Origin of the sequence: Meiothermus rufus DSM 22234 (assembly GCF_000423425.1) — a bacterium.
GTDB lineage: Bacteria > Deinococcota > Deinococci > Deinococcales > Thermaceae > Meiothermus > Meiothermus rufus.
On sequence record NZ_AUHY01000108.1, the window covers coordinates 1 to 3,464 of the forward strand.

Annotated in this window: 5 protein-coding genes; all 5 read left to right on the forward strand. The window is 60.0% G+C overall.

Annotated elements, in window-relative coordinates; translation table 11 throughout:
* Positions 1 to 219 precede the first annotated feature (219 nt).
* The 5 genes from ffh (at position 220) to trmD (ending at position 3,392) form a co-directional block, all read left to right on the forward strand.
* Positions 220 to 1,521 (forward strand): signal recognition particle protein, encoded by a 1,302-nt coding sequence (gene ffh / locus G552_RS0113500; RefSeq protein WP_027883478.1) that lies wholly within the window; start codon positions 220 to 222, stop codon positions 1,519 to 1,521.
* Between the two features lie 76 nt (positions 1,522 to 1,597).
* Positions 1,598 to 1,843 (forward strand): 30S ribosomal protein S16, encoded by a 246-nt coding sequence (rpsP, locus tag G552_RS0113505; protein ID WP_027883479.1) that lies wholly within the window; start codon positions 1,598 to 1,600, stop codon positions 1,841 to 1,843.
* A gap of 73 nt (positions 1,844 to 1,916) precedes the next feature.
* On the forward strand, positions 1,917 to 2,135 hold the full coding sequence (locus G552_RS0113510) for a KH domain-containing protein (RefSeq protein WP_027883480.1): 219 nt from the start codon (positions 1,917 to 1,919) through the stop codon (positions 2,133 to 2,135).
* A 16-nt stretch (positions 2,136 to 2,151) separates the two neighbouring features.
* Positions 2,152 to 2,640 (forward strand): ribosome maturation factor RimM, encoded by a 489-nt coding sequence (gene rimM / locus G552_RS0113515; protein ID WP_027883481.1) that lies wholly within the window; start codon positions 2,152 to 2,154, stop codon positions 2,638 to 2,640.
* Positions 2,641 to 2,666: 26 nt separating this feature from the next.
* Positions 2,667 to 3,392, forward strand: coding sequence for a tRNA (guanosine(37)-N1)-methyltransferase TrmD (trmD, locus tag G552_RS0113520; protein ID WP_027883482.1), 726 nt, complete (start codon positions 2,667 to 2,669; stop codon positions 3,390 to 3,392).
* The last annotated feature ends 72 nt before the right edge of the window (positions 3,393 to 3,464 follow it).

The window sequence follows — 3,464 nt, forward strand, 5'->3', positions numbered from 1 at the left end:
CTGGGGAACCTCCTTTCTTGGTTGGTTCCCCTCTTTTTATCCCAGCTTAGAGTCTCACATGTGTTTGTCCGGGTTCAGCAAACCTAGCTTGAGGGTTGAAAATTCAGATGGATTGATATTGACACACGCAACCCATTGCTGCTACCCTAGCGGGCGGCCTTACAGAAGTAAGGCAAAAATCGCAAAACTGCCTTTAGTGATTTCTTGGGCACCAGAACGATGTTTGAAACCCTTTCCCAACGCATTCGTGCCGCAGTGGATAAACTGCGGGGCCGGGGTCGTATCAGCGAGGCCGACCTCAAGGCCACCCTGCGGGAGATTCGGGTATCCCTCCTGGAGGCTGATGTCAACCTCGAGGTGGCCAGGGGCTTTGTGAATGCGGTACAAGAGAAGGCCCTGGGGCAGGCAGTGTTGGAGAGCCTGACTCCGGCGGAGCAGATTCTCACGGTAGTCTACCAGGAACTGGTGCAGATGCTGGGAGGGGAGGCCCGGCAGCCGGTGCTCAAGGATCAGGGCAACTTGTGGTTCATGGTGGGCTTGCAGGGTTCGGGTAAAACCACCACCAGCGGTAAGCTGGCCTTGTACTACAAGGCCAAGGGCCGTCGGCCCTTGCTGGTGGCCGCCGATACCCAGCGCCCGGCGGCCCGCGAGCAGCTACGCATCCTGGGGGAAAAAATTGGGGTGCCGGTGCTGGAGGTGGCCGACGGGGAGCGGCCCGAAACCACCAAGGCCCGCTTGCAGCAGCACCTGACCTTCGACTACCGTGACTTGGTCATTGTGGATACTGCGGGCCGCTTGCAGATTGACCAGGCCCTGATGGAAGAGCTAGCCCACCTCAAGGCGGTCCTCTCGCCTAGCGAGACCCTCCTGGTGGTGGACGCGATGACTGGGCAGGAGGCGCTGAACGTCTCTAAGGCCTTCGATGAGCGCATTGGAGTCTCCGGGCTGGTATTGACCAAGCTCGATGGGGATGCCAGGGGTGGGGCGGCGCTGTCGGCCCGCCATGTGACCGGTAAGCCCATCTATTTCGCAGGGGTCTCGGAGAAGCTCGAGGGCTTAGAGCCTTTCTATCCCGACCGCCTGGCCCAGCGCATCCTGGGGATGGGCGATCTGCAGACCCTCTTAGAAAAGGCAAAGCAGGCCGAGCTGGAGGCCCCCCAAAAGGACCTCAAAGACATCACCTTGGAAGACCTCATCCTGCAGATGCGCCAGATGCGCAAGATGGGCAGCTTTGCTGAAATTCTGGGGATGATTCCCGGTTTGTCGCGCATGCTGCCGCCGGGGTTTTCCGTTGACGAAAAGCAGATCAACCGCATGGAGGCCATCGTGCTTTCCATGACCCCTAAGGAGCGGCGCGACCCCCGAATTCTCAATGCTTCGCGCCGTAAGCGCATTGCCGCTGGTTCGGGTACCTCGGTGCAGGAGGTCAACCGCCTGATCAAGACCTTCGAGGATACCAAGCAGATGCTGAAGACCCTGGCCAAACAGCAATCGCGTGGAAAGGGGATTTTTAGGCGTTAGGTCTCAGGCCGCAAGCCGAGGTTTGCGGCAGGTAAGGGAGGAGTACAACTCTCGCTGTAGACAATAGGAGGAAAACATGACCAAGATTCGTCTGTCCCGTTTCGGTTCCAAAGGCAACCCCCACTATCGGATTGTGGTGGCCGACAGCCGCACCAAGCGCGATGGGGCCTACATCGAGCGACTGGGCTACTACGACCCCCGCAAGACCACCAAGGACTGGCTCAAGCTCGACCTGGAGCGCGTGCAGTACTGGCTTTCGGTTGGGGCGCAGCCTACCGATACGGTCAAGAAGCTGATCAAGCAGGCCAGCTCGCAGGCCTAGGGTCGCTTCCAGGTAGGGGCCGAAGGCGTGCTGGCTTTCGGCTTTTCCTTTTTGGCCGTAAGCTATTCTCGGTATGAAAGACCTGGTTGAGTACCTCGCCAAAGCGGTAGTGGATCATCCTGCCTCGATCCGGGTAGACGAGCGCCGGGGGCGCGAGGGATTGGTGTACTACATCGAGACCCACCCTCAGGACAAGGGGCGCATCATTGGCCGCCAGGGCCGGGTCATCGAGAGTATCCGCGTGGTGGTACGTTCCTTCTCTAAGGGGCGGGTCAACGTAGAGGTGCGCTAAAGGGGAGGTGGGTGGCCTGCGGCGCATCGAGATTGGGCGTATCGGCAAGTCCTACGGCCTAGAAGGGGGCCTGAAGTTCCGTGGTGAGGCGGTGATCTTCGACCTCGAGCGGGTCTACCTAGAGGGCTTGGGTTACCGGGCCGTGGAGGCGGTGGAGGAGCACAACCGCGAGATTATCCTCTACCTGGCTGGTGTGCGCAGCCGCCAAGAGGCCGAAAGCCTGGTGGGCCTGCGGGTCTACGCCGACCAGGCCGATCTTCCCCCGCTGGAGGAAGGGGCCTACTACTACTTCGAGCTTATCGGCAGACCGGTGTTTGTGGGTTCGGAGCTATTTGGCGAGGTGGTGGATATTCTGGACGGGCCACAGGACTTGTTGGTCATCCGACCTAAGGGTAGCTCGCTAAGGGCTCAGCACAAGACCCACCTGGTGCCGCTGCAAGCCCCGTATGTGCACCTCGAGGCGGAGGCCATTCGCATCGAACCTATCCCTGGCCTGTTGGATTGAGCTGAGTACGGCTGGAAGCTCCTTTTATGAAATATACCGTCCTGACCCTGTTTCCCGAGCTGATACGGCCCTGGACGCAGGAGTCTATTTTGCAGAAGGCCATTGCTAAGGGCCTCCTCGAGGTGGAGATACGCGATATCCGCGATTATGCCGAGGACAAGCATCGCACCGTGGACGACACCCCTTATGGCGGTGGGGCGGGCATGGTGATGCGGGTGGATGTAGTGGTGCGGGCCCTCGAGGCTGTCGGATCTGCTGACGAGGTCATTCTGCTGACGCCGGCTGGGCGCCCCCTTACCCAGCCCTTGGTAGAGGAGTTGGCCCAGCGGTCGCATCTGGTGCTGCTTTGTGGTCGCTACGAGGGGATTGATGCCCGTATCGAGCACTTCGTGACCCGGGAAATTTCCATCGGCGACTACGTGCTGATGGGGGGAGAGCTGGGGGCTTTGGTGATTCTGGAGGCCACCGCCCGGCTTATCCCAGGGGTGATCAAGGAGGCCGAAAGCCACCGCCAGGACTCTTTTTCTAGCGGTCTGCTGGACTACCCCCACTACACCCGCCCCCCCATCTTTCGGGGGCTAGCCGTGCCGGAGGTGCTTATCTCGGGCCACCATGGTAAAATTGCCGATTGGCGGCGTAAACAGGCCCTCTTGCGCACCAAACAGCGCCGGCCCGACCTGCTGGAAAAGGCCGCCCTTACGCCGCAGGATCTGGCCTGGCTCGAGGATTTGAACCTGGACGGACACATGTGAGACTCTAAGCTGGGATAAAAAGAGGGGAACCAACCAAGAAAGGAGGTTCCCCAGGTGCAGTTTACCACCGTT

Coding starts and splice junctions, on each gene's coding strand:
- trmD (WP_027883482.1), top strand. CDS start 2,667: ATGAAATATACCGTCCTGACCCTGTTTCCCGAGCTGATACGGCCCTGG.
- G552_RS0113510 (WP_027883480.1), top strand. CDS start 1,917: ATGAAAGACCTGGTTGAGTACCTCGCCAAAGCGGTAGTGGATCATCCT.
- rpsP (WP_027883479.1), top strand. CDS start 1,598: ATGACCAAGATTCGTCTGTCCCGTTTCGGTTCCAAAGGCAACCCCCAC.
- ffh (WP_027883478.1), top strand. CDS start 220: ATGTTTGAAACCCTTTCCCAACGCATTCGTGCCGCAGTGGATAAACTG.